The organism is Mitsuaria sp. GD03876 (genome assembly GCF_029840635.1).
Taxonomy (GTDB): Bacteria; Pseudomonadota; Gammaproteobacteria; order Burkholderiales; family Burkholderiaceae_C; genus Roseateles.
Genome location: NZ_JAOCCU010000009.1, coordinates 82,496 through 95,763 on the forward strand (window position 1 = coordinate 82,496; position 13,268 = coordinate 95,763).

Below are 13,268 nucleotides of genomic sequence, written 5' to 3' on the forward strand. Positions count from 1 at the left end.
CGCACCGATGATCCGGCGCGGTGCCCGGTAGCGGCGCTGGAGCCGGGGTTACTCCTCGGTGCGGGTGAGTCCCTCCCGATCCCGCTCGTAATGCCTCGCGAGCGGGAACGCCGGCAGCCAGGACTCCCGGCGGATGGTCCAGAGCTCGTAGGTGGGCTGAAGCTGATCGGGCGCGTCGAGCGCGCCGAGGTTCACCTCGACTTCGTCGCCGGAGATCGAGAACACCGACGAGCCGCAGCGCGGGCAGAAATGCCGGCCGCGGTACTCGCGGGTCTCGCCCTCGATCGCCACTGCGCCCTCGGGAAAGATCCCCGACGAATGGAACAGCGCGCCGTGATGCTTGCGGCAGTCGAGGCAGTGGCAGACGCCGACGCGATAGGGGCGTCCGGTCGCGACGAGGCGGACGTCGCCGCAAAGGCAACCGCCGGTGAATCGGTCCATCGCGGGGTCCTTTCGTCCTGGGCCGTCGGCGGTCAGCGCGTCATCGCGCTGTCGCAGCTGACGCGCTTCATCGGGAAGTCGATGCCGCGCGTGGTGCCGTTGCGCTGGCCTTCGATGCGCGCCTCGAGGCGGTCCACGCCGACCTGCTTGTAGAGGATGCGCTGCGGGAAGTCGTGCTCGGGGTTCTCGAAGGTGACGGCGCGGTCGCCGATCGACGCGGCGACGAAGGTCGCTTCCTTCTGCCGGGACGGCATCGCGATGTAGACCGCCTTGCCTTCGGCGTTCAGGCGGATCTGCAGGAACTCGTGCTCGACGGTGCGGCCGTTGCGGATGGTGCGGCTGACGCCGAGCATCGTGCCGCCGGCCAGCGGCAGCCAGTGCTCGACGGAGCCGGGGTCGCCCTTCTCCGCGGCCCAGCAGCCGGCGAGCCAGCTCAATTGCTCGAGCGGCCCGTCCTGGGCATGCGCCGGCAACGACGCGAGCGAAGAAGCGGCGAGCACGCCCATCAGGGTGGATACGAGGTGGCGCATGGCGGTCGAGTCCGAGTGGGGATGGGGGAATCTACCGCCGCGGCGTCGACGTCGCCACCCCTTGGAGGGGAGTAGGAACTCGTGGTCGGCCCCATCCACGCGAGCGCCGTGGCGACGGCGCAACCATTCCCTGGGACGGTTGAAATCGGACAGGTCTGGCCGGCCATAGACTTTTCCTCGGCCCCAATTCCTGTCGAGGTGATGACTTGGCAACGCAGCAGTACCCGGTTGAATTCAAGTCGCAGCTTCTCCAACCAGCGAGTTCCTGGAGGGCAGCGCTCGTCATCGAGCGCCTGCAGATCCTGACCGAACTCGAGCAAGCATTGCTCGTTGATTCCCCGTCCCAGGAGTCATCGCGCGCCACGTGGGTGGACCGTCTGCTGGGTCCGAATCCTTGGCTCTTTGGCGACGAGTTCCTGTTGGCAATGAGGGCGCCCAAGCCCACCCTCGTCGCGAGTCTTCATATGCAGGAGTGGTCGACCGATGCCCTCACGGATCAGCCCATGATGTGGTCGCTGAACGAGTCGGAGTCGACGTCCGGATCGCACTTGGTGGTCTTGGCCGGAAGCGCCACCGCGGAACTGGACGGCCGCGCGATCTCTGCCATCGAAGGGCTGGCGGCATCTATCGCCATGGATGACCGAGGCGCTGGCGCGCGTTCACGGTGGACGTTTCTAGCCATTGCCGGAACGCTTGGAACGCATGCCGCCTTTCGGATGCGGGAGCACGGTGACTGCATCGTTCGACAAGGCTCGACGGTCGTGCTTCTGAAGACATGGAGGCAACTCGTCGACGAGCAGCGGGCACGCCTGCATGCCATCATCCCGCCCCATGTCCTCCGCCCCCTCCACCGTCTTCTCCGACGCTGACGCCGTCGCCCGCTACGCCGAGGGTCCGCCGCGCGCGGTCCCCGGCTATCACGGCATCCTGCCGATGACGCGCATCCTGCTGGCCGAGCGCGTCGGCGCGCAGGCGCGGGTGCTGGTCGTCGGCGCGGGTGGTGGATTGGAGCTCGAGGCCTTCGCCAAGGCCGAGCCCGGTTGGGAGTTCGACGGCGTCGATCCGAGCGCCGCGATGCTGGACCTCGCCGCCCGCCGGCTCGGACCGCTCGGCGACCGGGTCCGGTTGCACGAGGGCTACGTGCAATCGGTGCCCGAAGGCCCGTTCGACGCCGCCACCTGTCTGCTGACCTACCACTTCGTGTCCGTCGCCGAGCGCCGCGCGATGAACGCGGAGATCCATCGCCGGCTCAAGCCCGGCGCGCCCTTCGTCGCGATGCACCTCAGCGTAGACGACCGCGAGGGCGGTCGCGATCGCTGGATGTCGCGCTACCAGGCCTTCCTCGTCGCGTCGGGCACGCCGCCGGAAAGCGCCGCGATGACGCGCCAGAAGGTCGAGCGCGAACTGACCATCCTCACGCCCGACGAGGACGAAGCCCTGCTGCGGGAGGCCGGCTTCAGCGGTGTGAGCCAGTTCTTCATGGGGTTCTCGTTCCGGGGCTGGGTCGCCTACGCCTGAGGCCGCGGCGCCAGGCCCTCAGGCCTGCCTCTCCGGCAGCTTCGCGATCACCTTGATCTCGAAGTCGAAGCCATAGAGCCAGGTCACGCCGATGCCGGTCAGCGTCGGATGCGGCGCCTCGCCCCAGAACTCGCCGACGATCGGCCACGCGCGCTCGAAGGTCTTGTCGGGGTTCACCAGGAACACCGTCACGTCGACCACGTCGTCGAAGCTGCAACCAGCCGCCGCCAGGATCGCGTTCAGGTTCTGGAACGCGAGCCGGACCTGCGCCTCGAGCTCGGGTTCGGGCGAGCCGTCGGGCCGGCTGCCCACCTGGCCCGAGACGAAGAGGAAGCCGTTGGAGCGGATCGCCGGCGAGTAGCGGTTGCGCTCGTACAGCGCCTGGCGGCCGGGAGGGAAGACGACATCGCGTGCGGACATGCGGGGAGTTCCTTGAAAGTCAGGTGGATCGGAAAGCGATGCGGGGACTTTAGGAAGCCGGGGCGGGTCGATAAACAGGCAGGTCGCACAATGACTGTTTGGAGATTCCAAACAATCCCGAGGGGCTTCCGGCATGGACCGATTCGATGCGCTGCAGGCCTTCGCCCGCGTGGTGGAGGCGGGCAGCTTCACCAAGGCGGCGCAGACGCTGCACCTGAGCAAGACCACGGTGACGCAGCTGGTGCAGCAGCTCGAGGCGCGGTTGCGCGTGAAGCTGCTGCATCGGACCACGCGCCAGGTACGGGTGACGCCGGACGGCGCCGCGTACTACGAGCGCGTCGTGCGGGTGCTGGCCGAGCTCGACGACGCCGACACCGCGCTGTCCAGCGCCACGGCCTCGCCGCGCGGCCGGCTGCGCATCGACGTCCCGAGCCCGTTCGCGCGCCTGATCCTGATGCCGGCCTTGCCGGAGTTCCATGCGCGTCATCCGGAGATCCAGCTCGACATGGGCGTCAGCGACCGGATCGTCGACGTGATCGGTGACAACGTCGATGCAGTGCTGCGCGGCGGCGAGGTGACGGTGCCGTCGCTGATCGCGCGCCGCATCGGCGATCTGGCGTTGGGCGTTTATGCCGCGCCGGCCTACCTGGCCGCCGCGGGCGCGCCGGCACATCCGCGCGAGATCGAGGAGCCACGACATCGCATCGTCGGGTTCCTGCGCTCGAGCACCGGCCAGGTGGCGCCGGTCGAGATGCATCGCGGCGAGGAATCGATCGAGGTGCGGGGCCGGTACGTCGTCGCGGCCGACGACGGCAATGCCTACCTGGCGGCGGGTCTCGCCGGGCTGGGCGTACTCTGGCTGCCCCGCTACATGGCGGAGGCGCACGCCACTCGCGGCGAGCTGGTGCCCTTGCTCGAGGAGTGGCGGCTGGCGCCGATGCCGATGTACCTGGCGTATCCGCCCAATCGCAACGTCAGCGCCAAGCTGCGCGTCTTCATCGAGTGGATCGATGAGTTGATGGCCCGGCACGCGCCCGTGATCGGCACGGGCTCCTGACCCGGAGCGCAGAAGGCGCGCTCAGGGCGCGGAAACGGCCGCGCCCGCTCCGGCGCCGCGCCGGCTGTCCACCCATTCGTCGACGACCTGTTCCAGCACCGTCAGCGGCACGTCCCCGGTCAGCAGCACGGTGTTGTGGAACTGCTTGATGTCGAAGCGGTCGCCGAGCTGCTGGCGCGCCTTCTCGCGCAGCGCCTCGATGCGCAGCCGGCCCAGCATGTAGGCACAGGCCTGGCCCGGCCAGGTGACGTAGCGGTCGACCTCCTGCGGGGTGATGCCGTAGTCGATCGCCTGCTGGCGGGTCCACTTCATCGCGTGCAGGCCGGTGTCGACGACCAGTCGACGCGCCCGGAACAGCGCGCCGTACAGCTGGCCGAGGTGGCCCACCGGATCGCCGTCGTACCAGCCGTCCTCGACGGCCAGTTGCTCCGCGTACAGCGCCCAGCCCTCGACATAGGCCGAACCCGCGAGGAACGCGGCGCGGCGGCGGAAGTAGGGCAGGTCCTTGGCCTCCATCTGGATGGCGAGCTGGAAGTGATGGCCCGGCACCGCCTCGTGGTGGACCAGCGTGCGCATGTCCGCGATGTCGTAGGTGGGGCCCGGCAGCGGCGCCCAGAACACGCCCGGCTGCGAGCCGTCCGGCGCGGGTGTCGTGTAGTGCGCCGAGGCGGTGGGCTCGGTCAGCGCCGGTTCGCGGCGGACCTCGACCGGCGCCTTGGGCATCACGTCGAAGAGCAGCCGCGCGCGCGATTCGGCGTCGCGCAGGAAGCCGGTGTAGCGGTCCAGCAGGTTCACCTGCGGCGCGGCGTCCTTGGGCTGGCGGTCCGCGTCCATCTTGCGGTAGCGCTGCTCGATCGTGCCTTCGGTGTAGCCCAGCTGGCGCAGCAGGCCGTCCATCTCGGACTCGATGCGCGCGACCTGCTGCAGCCCGATCGCGTGGATCTCGGCCGGCGTGAGCTCGGTGGTGGTGTTCTCGCGCAGGCGTGCGGCGTAGTACTTGTCGCCGTCGGGCAGTCGCCAGACGCCGGCGTCGTCGGTGGTCAGCGGCAGCTGCGCGCGCACCAGCGCGAGGCCGCGTTTCCAGGCGGGGATCACCGATGTCTTGACGATCGCCTCGGCCTGCGCCCGGGCGCGCTTGCGCGCGGCCGGCGTCATCGCGTCGATGCGGGCCATGCCCGCGGTGAGCCCGACGACGAGGGGATTGGCCGCCGGCGGCGCGGCGACGAACTGCTCGAACTGGCCGATCGTCGTCGCGGTGATGAAGCGCGGCATCAGGATGCCCTTGGCCTGGGCCTCGCGGGCGCGCGCGATGCCCTGGTCCATCAGCGCGGCCAGGCCGGCCATGCGCTGGAGGTAGCTCTGCACGTCGCGCGGATTGCGCAGCGGGTGTTCCTGGACCAGGAAGGTGATCGGCTCCACGTGCACGCCGGACATGTGCTCGAACACGTAGTGGTGGTCGAGGAAGGCGGCATCGGCGACGCGTTGCCGCATCGTCCAGGCCATCAGCGCGGCGGAGGTGCGCTGCGTGGGCGAGAGCTCCTCGCGCTTGAAGCGGTCGAGCTCGGCCAGCGCCTGCCGGTCGCGGGCGATGTCGGCGAGGGCGGACTGGCGGGTGTGGGCGCCCCACTGGCCGTCGATGCGGGCCTGCTCGGCGCCCTGGAAGTACTGCATGCGGGTGGCGTGCTCGGGATCGGCGCGCATGCGCTCGGCGGCGACGCGTTCGGCCCAGGCGTCGAAGCCGGCGGCGGTGAAGTCGGTGGAGGCGGACTTGGCCGCGGCGGTCGTGGCGGCGGCCGCGGCCACCGGCGTGAGGGCCATCGCGGGCATGGCAGCCAGCAGCCCGCCCAGACCGGCCGCGAGCAGCGCGGTGCGGATCGACTTGGTCATGTGATCTCCCTGATCGACGAAGCGTCGATTGAAACGGGAGCGAGCGTACCCGCCATTCGTCACTCCCGCGGGAGGGGAGGGGCGGCGACAGGCCGGACGGGCAGGGAGGGTCCGCGGGCGCGCCGGTCCCGGCGCGCCGCGGTCATTCGGCGGCGAAGTCGTAGTCGGCGAACTCGGCGTGGCTCCACTTGATGAGCACCTTCAGCCGGGCGCCGGTCGCGGGCACGGACGCGCGGGTGAACTGGCAATGGACGCTGACGTTGCCGTCCTCGCCGAACAGGCTGAGCTTGCTGCCCGGGCCGCAGGCGAACGGCTGGCCGTCGAGCTCGGGGACGATGCTGGCGGACGTGTCGTCATGGCCGCCGGTGAACATCGCGCGGAAGCTGAAGCGGTCGAGCTTGGCGTCGGCGGGGAGAGCGCAGGTGATCTCGCGCCAATCCATCATGCGATCGGTTTCCTGGCAGGCGGAGGCCTTGATCGAGACCGCCGCGGTGGACGTTGGCTCATTCGCCGCCTGCGCGGTGAATGGGGCGGAGAACGACAGCAGCAACAGGGCGATCGATCGCATGGCGAACCTCGGTCGGCGGAACAGGCGGAGATCTTCGCGAAGGCGTGTGACAAGCAGAGGTAGCGTGCGCGAGGTTGTCGGATGGAAGTCTTGCAACGCCGCAGGCATCTCACTAGACTTCGCGCCTCAAGATCTACCTGGGCGGAGTGTGATGGGTAGAGCCACCCGAGCAATCGGGTTCCAGCTGGACTGGTAGTTCGCGGTCAACGCGATAGAGACCCCCGCATGCGGCGGCCCCTTCGGGGGCCGTCTGTCTTTTCAGCTCTGCGGCTTCTATCCGGACACCTTCCGCCGCAGCGAGGTGGCTTTCAACAAGTTGAGGAATGCGATTCGGCGACGAAGTCGGAATCGCTGTTGTTCGGATAGCTCCACGGCATAGGCGGACTGGACCTGCAGGAGCAGACGACCTTTCCGCTTGTTGTCGCGCGAGATCTCGAAGAAGACGACGTACTGGTGGCCGGAGGGATTCTGGCCGTCGACGGAAGTCGATGTGACGAAGTTCGGCGGGTTGTCCCGTGCAAACTGAATGGTTCGACGATGCAGGTCACGCACGAGCACTGGCAGATGGCGGCGTGAATGCTCGTACCGGCGTTCGCATAGCACTCGTACTTCACGGCCATCGTCAAAGAGCTCCGCAAGTGGGATCAGACGGCGAGGACGACCATCGCGCGCAAGCGATTTGGTGAAGCAGTGAGAAGAGAACAGGACGACAACGGTCACTTCGAAGCCCAACCCTGGATCGACGCGGAAGGCAAATGGGTCGAGATGCGACAGATCCCATGGGTCGCCGCCATGAGAGACCCCCCTGAATCGATGATGGGGGCGCACCAGTTCAATGTGATCGGCGATCGAAACTTCGGTGAGAACTGGGGACTCGGAGGATGGCCGTGGCTCATCCTCCAGCACGGAATTGCTCATGACGGGAAGCCCTCGAAATCAAGAGGGCGGTCATGTTTCCGATGAAGTTCATCTCGAGCGTTGCGCTCGATCAAAGGTGTCGGGGGTCAAGCAAAACCTGGTTGCGCTGTCGCCAGCCGACCACCCTCAACGAGTCAATTTTCCGGAGACCCTGACTGGGGCTTGCGTTCGATCGACGCGTTGTTGTCGCAGGAGGCCGCACCGTTCAGCGGGCGACGTGGGTTGTCGACCGGAATCTTGCGGAGCGGCCTGGAATCACTAGACTGCGCGCCTCAAGATCTACCCGTGGTGGGGTGAAAAAGGTAGTGCCGCCCGAGCAATCGGGTCCCAGCTGGAATGGGCGTTCGCGGTCGACGCGATAGAGAATCCCCGCAATGCGGCGGCCCCTTCGGGGGCCGTCTGTCTTTCAGACGAACTGCGCCGCCGCGTGCGCCGACGCCCACGCCCACTGGAAGTTGAATCCCCCCAGGTGGCCGCTCACGTCCAGCACCTCGCCGATGAAGTACAGCCCCGGCGACTTCAGCGATTCCATCGTCTTGGACGACACCTCCTTGGTGTCGACCCCGCCCAGCGTGACCTCCGCCGTGCGGTAGCCCTCGGTGCCCGCGGGCACCACCTGCCAGGCGCTCAACCGCTCCGCGATCTGCTCCAGCTCCGCGTGCGTGTACTGCTTCGTCGGCTTGGACACGAACCACTGCTCGCCGATCAGCGTCGCCATCTTCTTCGTGAAGCGCTCGGCCAGCAGCGTCTTCAACTCGGCGTTCGGCCGGTCGTTGCGCTGCTGCGCCAGCCACGCCGGCACGTCCAGGTCGGGCAGCAGGTTGATCGCCACCGCCTGCCCCGGCAGCCAGTACGACGAGATCTGCAGGATCGCCGGCCCGCTCAGGCCGCGGTGGGTGAACAGGATGTTCTCCCGGAAGCTCTTGCCGTTGCAGCTGACCAGGCAGTCGACCGAGGTGCCGCTGAGCTCGTTGCACAGGTCCTTCAGCTGGTCCGTGATCGTGAACGGCACCAGGCCGGCACGCGTGGGCAGGAGGTTGTGGCCGAACTGCCTGGCCACCTGGTAGCCAAAGCCGGTCGCGCCCATCGTCGGGATCGACAGCCCACCGGTGGCGATCACCAGCGACTGGCAGCGCATCGGTCCCGCCGAGGTCGCGAGCAGGTAACCCGCCTCGGTCTTCTCGATCGTCTCGACCGAGGTCTCGAGCATCGGCGTCACGCCGACCTCGGCGCACTCGGCCAGCAGCATGCGCAGGATGTCGATGGACTTGTTGTCGCAGAACAGCTGGCCCAGCTTCTTCTCGTGGTGCGGGATGTCGTGCTTGTTGACCAGCGCGATGAAGTCCCACTGGGTGTAGCGCGCGAGGGCCGACTTGCAGAAATGCGGGTTCTGCGAGAGGAAGTTGGCCGGCTCGGTGTAGAGGTTGGTGAAGTTGCAGTTGCCGCCGCCGGACATCAGGATCTTCTTGCCGGCCTTGTTGGCGTGGTCGACGAGCAGCACCCGGCGGCCGCGCTGCGCGGCCATGAAGGCGCACATCAGCCCCGCGGCGCCCGCGCCCACGATCACGACATCGGTGTCCCGCACTTCCTGCACAACTGCTTCCCTTCCGGCCTGGCCTCGACTGCATGCCCGGCCGACACGGCGGGCGCGGGACTTTACCGCACGAGGTCCGGCGGCCTCCGGCCCCCGCGCTAACGGGTTCTTGACGGGAGGTCGCTTACCCTGCGCGCCGATCCGGGCAAGGAGCGGCCTTCGCCGGTCCCGGAAGCGCCGGCAAGACGAGGGAGATCGCCCATGAGGCTTGAGGGAAGGACGGCGCTTCGCCGCCTGGCGCTGTCGATCGGCGCCGCGCTGGCGCTCGGCGCGCCGCTGCTGGCGAACGCCGCGAGCTTCGATTGCAAGAAGGCATCGACGAAGGTCGAGCGCCTGATCTGCGAGGACCGCGCGTTGTCCGAGATGGACGACGACCTCGGCGACATCTACCCGGTCGAGGACGACGTGCCCGCCAACGACCCGGTGCGGATCGCGCAGCGCAGCTGGCTCGCCAGGCGCAACGCGTGCACGACGGCGGACTGCCTGACGCAGCAGTACGAGCTGCGCCTGTCCCAGCTTTTCTGCGACGAGAGGATCGCGTCGCGCTCGCTGGGCTCGGGCATCGGCGCCGGGAAGTGCCAGTACATGCGCGTGGCGGTGCTCAAGCGCGAACTGGCGCCGCTGGTGCAGCGCCATGCCGCGATGGACATCGAGAACACCACCTCGCCCGATTACACCCGCGAGGTCGGCCTGAAGGTGCACCGCACCTGGTACGAGCACATGCAGGCTCGCTGCGAGCTGCACGGCGCGCAGGAAGGCGGCACGAGCGCCTGGCAGTCCGCCTGGGCCGGGGGCTGCATGGTCGACGAGATCAAGCAGCGGATCGCCTGGCTGCACAAGGAACTGGGCGACACCGCGCCGGCGGGCAAGGCCAGGCGCTGAGGCCCGCGGCGTCCCGTCCGTCCTCGCCCGTCCTCGCCCGCCCTCACGCCCCCTCGCGCGCCGGCGCTCGGCGGCCCGCCCGCGGCCCGCGCGGCTCAGAAGCTGTGCCGGATCCCGGCACCCAGCCCCGTCTGCGAGCCGCCCGCCACCGGCGTGCTGCCCGCCGCCGCGGCCGCGTTGCTGACGCCCAGCGCGAGCGTGCCGTCGTTGTCGATGCGGCCGGCCGTCGCGTAGACCGACGTGCGCTTGGACAGGAAGTAGGTCCCGCGCACCGCCCACAAGGTGGCCTCGTTGGCGCTGTGCTGGTAGTCCAGCTTGAACACCTGGCCGTCGATCGCCCAGTTCGGCAGCAGCGACCAGGTGGCGCCGGCGTACCAGAGCCGGCTCTTGGGTGTCGTCGCGCTGCCCTCGTTGCGGCGCGCGATCACGCCGGCCGCCAGCTTCCAGTCGCCGGTCTTGAACCACCCGGCCACCGTCCCGCGCCGGTCCGTCATCGCGCTGCTCGTCAGCCCGGCGAAGGCGCCCGCGCCGCCGCGGATCTCGTCGATCGCGGCCGCCAGGCCCCATACCGGCGTGTCGTACTTGACCATCGCCGACCACTGCCGGCAGGCCTTCTTGTCCGCCGCGTTCTCGCCGGCGCAGTTGGTGCCGGAGGGACTCGGCCCCGCGTTGACCGCGTCGCGGCCGGGGCTCCAGGTGGCGCCGACGGTGAAGCCGCTGAACTGGCCGCGGTACGCGATCGCGTTGTCCACGCGCGCGTTGGGCAGGTAACTGTCCAGCGAGCCCGAGCCGAACATCGCCGGGCCGAGGATGTCGGCATCGGTCTGCGACCAGAACAGCATCGAGTACTGCCGCCCGAGGCTGATCGTTCCCCAGCCGCCCTGCAGCCCGACATAGGCCTGCCGGCCCCAGGCGCGGCCGCCCTGGTTCAGCGTGCCGCTGTCGGCGCCCAGGCCCATCTCGAGCGTGAACACCGCCTTCAGCCCGTCGCCGAGATCCTCCGTGCCGCGGAACCCAAGCCGCGACGGCGCGAAGCCGCCGCTCAGCCCCGGCATCCGCGTCAGGCTCGCCCCCGACGCGCCCACGTGGTTGAGGTACTCGACCGGCACGTCCAGCAAACCGTAGATCTGCACGTTGGTCGCCGTCTGCGCCTGCGCCGCCGCGCAGAGCGCGCCGGCCGCCGCCATCACCGTCGTCGCCTTGGCGATCGTTCTTGTCGTCATCGCGTTGTCTCCTCGTTGCGAAAACCGGCGCGACTCTAGGGAGCGCACCGCGCCACGAATAGATGGCGCGAACGGGGAGGCGATAACCGCTCGTTATCGCTGGCTATCATCCGGCCGCATGAAGCTCACCAACTTGCGGGCGCTGGTCGCCGCGGTGGAGGAAGGCAGCCTGCGATCGGCCGCGCGCCGCGTCGGCGTGTCCCAGCCGGCGCTGACGAAGATGATCCGCGAGCTCGAACGCGAGCTCGCGACCACGCTGCTGCTGCGCTCGACCACCGGCGTGCTGGCGACCGCGCAGGGCATGGTGCTGTACGAGCGCGCGCTGGCCGCGGACCGCGAGCTCGCCCATGCCCGGGAGCAGATCCACCAGCTCAGCGGCCGCATGACGGGCTCGTTGACGATCGGCGCGGTGCCGCTGGCGGTGATGCTGCTGGTGCCCGAGGCGCTGCGCACCTTCGGCGCCGAGTTCCCCCAGATCCAGCTGCGCATCGTCGAGGAGCTCTACATCGCGCAGCTGACGCGGGTGCGCAAGGGCGAGGTCGACATCGCGCTGGGCCCGCTGCCCGAGCACCTGCCGCGCGGCGAATGCACCGTCGAGTCGCTGATGCCGATCGACATGGTGGTGGTCGTGCGCAAGGGCAATCCGCTGGGGCGGTCGCGGCACCTGGCCGAGCTGGGCGAGGCGCGCTGGGTCTACACCGGCGCCACCGAGGCCACCGGGCTGCCGCGCACGCTGTTCGAGCAGCACGGCCTGGCGCCGCCGCCGGCGGGCGCGGTCGTCAACTCGACGCTGGGCCTGCTGTCGGTGATCGCCAGCGGCAACTGCGTCGGCCTGCTGCCGCGCCAGATCGCCGCACATCCGTTCGCGAGCCAGTACCTGCACGTCGTCCCGGTGAAGGAGGCGCCGCTGCGCCTGACGCTCAGCGCCATGGCGCGCAACGACGCGGCGGTGAAGCCCGCGGTGCGGCACTTCATGGCCCACCTGCATCGGGCGGCGTACTCGCTCACGCAGGGGCGGGCTCAGTGAGACCCTCATCCCGGCACTGTCCCGCCATGCCCGATTCGCATAGCAGCTAGTTCGGGCCATAACTAGGACGCCGGAGCCGGGCTGTCCACAATCCGCCGCAGTCGATCGCGGCAGGGCGCCGCCGTGGCGCGATCGTTCCCCACCGGCTTGAGACAGCGAGAGGGCTCATGATCATCGACGTCCACGGACACTACACGACGGCCCCGGCGGCGCTGGGCGCCTGGCGCGACCTGCAGGTCGCCGGCCTGAAGGACCCCTCCCAGGCGCCATCGGCCAGCGCGCTGCGCATCTCCGACGACGAGCTGCGCGAGTCCATCGAGACCAACCAGCTCAAGAAGATGAAGGAGCGCGGCTCCGACCTGACGATCTTCAGCCCGCGCGCGAGCTTCATGGCGCACCACATCGGCGACTTCCAGACCTCGTCGACCTGGGCGGCGATCTGCAACGAGCTCTGCGCGCGCGTGGCCGAGATGTTCCCGGACCACTTCGCCGGCGCGGCGATGCTGCCGCAGAGCCCCGGCGTCGATCCCGCCAGTTGCATCCCGGAGCTGGAGAAGTGCGTGAAGGACTACGGCTTCGTCGGCATCAACCTGAATCCCGATCCGTCCGGCGGCCACTGGACCAGCCCGCCGCTGACCGACCGGCACTGGTACCCGCTCTACGAGAAGATGGTCGAGCTGGACATCCCCGCGATGATCCACGTCAGCACCAGCTGCAACGCCTGCTTCCACACGACCGGCGCGCATTACCTGAATGCCGACACCACCGCCTTCATGCAGTGCCTGACCGGCGACCTGTTCAAGGACTTCCCGACGTTGAAGTTCCTGATCCCGCACGGCGGCGGCGCGGTGCCGTACCACTGGGGCCGCTTCCGCGGCCTGGCGCAGGAGCTCAAGAAGCCGCTGCTGGACGAGCACCTGCTCGACAACGTGTTCTTCGACACCTGCGTCTATCACCAGCCCGGCATCGACCTGCTGACGAAGGTGATCCCGGTGAAGAACGTGCTGTTCGCGTCCGAGATGATCGGCGCGGTGCGCGGCATCGACCCCGAGACCGGGCACTCCTACGACGACACCAAGCGCTACATCGAGGCCACGCCGCACCTCAGCGCCGAGGAACGGCACCAGGTCTACGAGGGCAACGCGCGGCGCGTGTTCCCGCGCCTGGACGCGCGGCTCAAGGCCCAGGGGCGCTGAGCGCGGC

Annotated in this window: 14 protein-coding genes; 6 read left to right on the forward strand and 8 right to left on the reverse strand. The window is 69.0% G+C overall.

What is annotated here, in order from left to right; all coding sequences use genetic code 11:
- Positions 1–48: 48 nt before the first annotated feature.
- Together N5D62_RS07770 and N5D62_RS07775 are read right to left on the reverse strand one after the other, a co-directional pair.
- Positions 49–441 carry a GFA family protein gene (locus N5D62_RS07770; RefSeq protein WP_279757104.1) on the reverse strand — a complete coding sequence of 131 codons (393 nt, stop codon included), beginning with the start codon at positions 439–441 and terminating at the stop codon, positions 49–51.
- Positions 442–473: 32 nt separating this feature from the next.
- Positions 474–971, reverse strand: coding sequence for a DUF6265 family protein (locus tag N5D62_RS07775; RefSeq protein ID WP_279757105.1), 498 nt, complete (start codon positions 969–971; stop codon positions 474–476).
- Positions 972–1,177: 206 nt separating this feature from the next.
- On the opposite strand from N5D62_RS07775, the gene N5D62_RS07780 reads away from it, so the two are divergent.
- Together N5D62_RS07780 and N5D62_RS07785 are read left to right on the forward strand one after the other, a co-directional pair.
- Positions 1,178–1,840: a hypothetical protein gene (locus N5D62_RS07780; protein WP_279757106.1), complete on the forward strand. Its 663-nt coding sequence runs from the start codon at positions 1,178–1,180 to the stop codon at positions 1,838–1,840.
- Positions 1,803–2,489: a class I SAM-dependent methyltransferase gene (locus N5D62_RS07785; RefSeq protein ID WP_279757107.1), complete on the forward strand. Its 687-nt coding sequence runs from the start codon at positions 1,803–1,805 to the stop codon at positions 2,487–2,489. Before N5D62_RS07780 ends, N5D62_RS07785 begins: the two co-directional genes overlap by 38 nt.
- An 18-nt stretch (positions 2,490–2,507) precedes the next feature.
- Here the strand turns inward: N5D62_RS07785 and N5D62_RS07790 are convergent, their stop codons facing one another.
- On the reverse strand, positions 2,508–2,909 hold the full coding sequence (locus tag N5D62_RS07790) for a RidA family protein (protein ID WP_279757108.1): 402 nt from the start codon (positions 2,907–2,909) through the stop codon (positions 2,508–2,510).
- 133 nt (positions 2,910–3,042) lie between these two features.
- On the opposite strand from N5D62_RS07790, the gene N5D62_RS07795 reads away from it, so the two are divergent.
- Positions 3,043–3,966: a LysR family transcriptional regulator gene (locus tag N5D62_RS07795; RefSeq protein WP_279757109.1), complete on the forward strand. Its 924-nt coding sequence runs from the start codon at positions 3,043–3,045 to the stop codon at positions 3,964–3,966.
- A 21-nt stretch (positions 3,967–3,987) separates the two neighbouring features.
- On the opposite strand, the gene N5D62_RS07800 is transcribed toward N5D62_RS07795, so the two are convergent.
- The 4 genes from N5D62_RS07800 to N5D62_RS07815 all read right to left on the reverse strand — a co-directional run bounded on the left by N5D62_RS07800 (position 3,988) and on the right by N5D62_RS07815 (position 8,933).
- Complete coding sequence (locus N5D62_RS07800; RefSeq protein ID WP_279757110.1) at positions 3,988–5,853, reverse strand: DUF885 domain-containing protein; 1,866 nt, start codon at positions 5,851–5,853, stop codon at positions 3,988–3,990.
- Positions 5,854–5,995: 142 nt separating this feature from the next.
- Positions 5,996–6,421 carry a hypothetical protein gene (locus N5D62_RS07805; RefSeq protein WP_279757111.1) on the reverse strand — a complete coding sequence of 142 codons (426 nt, stop codon included), beginning with the start codon at positions 6,419–6,421 and terminating at the stop codon, positions 5,996–5,998.
- A gap of 273 nt (positions 6,422–6,694) precedes the next feature.
- Positions 6,695–7,339, reverse strand: coding sequence for a hypothetical protein (locus N5D62_RS07810; RefSeq protein WP_279757112.1), 645 nt, complete (start codon positions 7,337–7,339; stop codon positions 6,695–6,697).
- Positions 7,340–7,745: 406 nt separating this feature from the next.
- Positions 7,746–8,933, reverse strand: coding sequence for an NAD(P)/FAD-dependent oxidoreductase (locus tag N5D62_RS07815; protein WP_347881809.1), 1,188 nt, complete (start codon positions 8,931–8,933; stop codon positions 7,746–7,748).
- Positions 8,934–9,134: 201 nt separating this feature from the next.
- Here N5D62_RS07815 and N5D62_RS07820 point away from each other — a divergent pair, with 201 nt between their 5' ends.
- Complete coding sequence (locus N5D62_RS07820; protein ID WP_279757113.1) at positions 9,135–9,815, forward strand: hypothetical protein; 681 nt, start codon at positions 9,135–9,137, stop codon at positions 9,813–9,815.
- A 95-nt stretch (positions 9,816–9,910) separates the two neighbouring features.
- On the opposite strand, the gene N5D62_RS07825 is transcribed toward N5D62_RS07820, so the two are convergent.
- A complete protein-coding gene (locus N5D62_RS07825; protein ID WP_279757114.1) occupies positions 9,911–11,038 on the reverse strand; it encodes a porin in 1,128 nt (375 codons plus the stop codon).
- A gap of 118 nt (positions 11,039–11,156) precedes the next feature.
- Between N5D62_RS07825 and N5D62_RS07830 the strand changes: the two genes are divergently transcribed.
- On the forward strand, positions 11,157–12,065 hold the full coding sequence (locus N5D62_RS07830; protein WP_279757115.1) for a LysR family transcriptional regulator: 909 nt from the start codon (positions 11,157–11,159) through the stop codon (positions 12,063–12,065).
- 167 nt (positions 12,066–12,232) lie between these two features.
- On the forward strand, positions 12,233–13,261 hold the full coding sequence (locus tag N5D62_RS07835; protein WP_279757117.1) for an amidohydrolase family protein: 1,029 nt from the start codon (positions 12,233–12,235) through the stop codon (positions 13,259–13,261).
- Positions 13,262–13,268 lie beyond the last annotated feature (7 nt).

Coding starts and splice junctions, on each gene's coding strand:
- N5D62_RS07770 (WP_279757104.1), bottom strand. CDS start 441: ATGGACCGATTCACCGGCGGTTGCCTTTGCGGCGACGTCCGCCTCGTC.
- N5D62_RS07775 (WP_279757105.1), bottom strand. CDS start 971: ATGCGCCACCTCGTATCCACCCTGATGGGCGTGCTCGCCGCTTCTTCG.
- N5D62_RS07785 (WP_279757107.1), top strand. CDS start 1,803: ATGTCCTCCGCCCCCTCCACCGTCTTCTCCGACGCTGACGCCGTCGCC.
- N5D62_RS07790 (WP_279757108.1), bottom strand. CDS start 2,909: ATGTCCGCACGCGATGTCGTCTTCCCTCCCGGCCGCCAGGCGCTGTAC.
- N5D62_RS07795 (WP_279757109.1), top strand. CDS start 3,043: ATGGACCGATTCGATGCGCTGCAGGCCTTCGCCCGCGTGGTGGAGGCG.
- N5D62_RS07800 (WP_279757110.1), bottom strand. CDS start 5,853: ATGACCAAGTCGATCCGCACCGCGCTGCTCGCGGCCGGTCTGGGCGGG.
- N5D62_RS07805 (WP_279757111.1), bottom strand. CDS start 6,421: ATGCGATCGATCGCCCTGTTGCTGCTGTCGTTCTCCGCCCCATTCACC.
- N5D62_RS07810 (WP_279757112.1), bottom strand. CDS start 7,339: ATGAGCAATTCCGTGCTGGAGGATGAGCCACGGCCATCCTCCGAGTCC.
- N5D62_RS07820 (WP_279757113.1), top strand. CDS start 9,135: ATGAGGCTTGAGGGAAGGACGGCGCTTCGCCGCCTGGCGCTGTCGATC.
- N5D62_RS07825 (WP_279757114.1), bottom strand. CDS start 11,038: ATGACGACAAGAACGATCGCCAAGGCGACGACGGTGATGGCGGCGGCC.
- N5D62_RS07830 (WP_279757115.1), top strand. CDS start 11,157: ATGAAGCTCACCAACTTGCGGGCGCTGGTCGCCGCGGTGGAGGAAGGC.
- N5D62_RS07835 (WP_279757117.1), top strand. CDS start 12,233: ATGATCATCGACGTCCACGGACACTACACGACGGCCCCGGCGGCGCTG.